1 protein-coding gene is annotated in these 298 nt (G+C 69.8%); it reads left to right on the top strand.

Annotated features, from left to right (window positions below; all coding sequences use genetic code 11):
* Nucleotides 1-298: Ig-like domain-containing protein (locus tag ABWU78_RS20980; RefSeq protein ID WP_439159406.1), on the top strand; the 298-nt coding region annotated here is incomplete at both ends.

Below are 298 nucleotides of genomic sequence, written 5' to 3'. Positions count from 1 at the left end.
GGTCCGTGCCAACACCGACACGGTCGACGACGCCCACCAGGGCAAGGCCACGAAGGTCGACGTGCTCGCGAACGACTCGAACCCGTTCCCCGACACACCGCTGAAGCTCGTCGACGCCGTCGTGGAGACCGGGCAGGGTTCGGCTGACCTGGCCGGTGACCAGGTCAGCGTGACGCCCCGCGACGACTTCGTCGGCGTCATGGTGGTCCGGTACCGGGTGCAGGACGCGACCAAGGACCCCGACCGCGAGGTCGAGGGTCGGATCCAGCTCAAGGTGCTCGGCAAGCCCGAGGCCCCC

The organism is Cellulosimicrobium sp. CpK407 (assembly GCF_051844275.1).
GTDB classification, from domain to species: domain Bacteria; phylum Actinomycetota; class Actinomycetes; order Actinomycetales; family Cellulomonadaceae; genus Cellulosimicrobium; species Cellulosimicrobium cellulans_G.
This window is presented reverse-complemented; position numbering and strand designations above follow the sequence as displayed.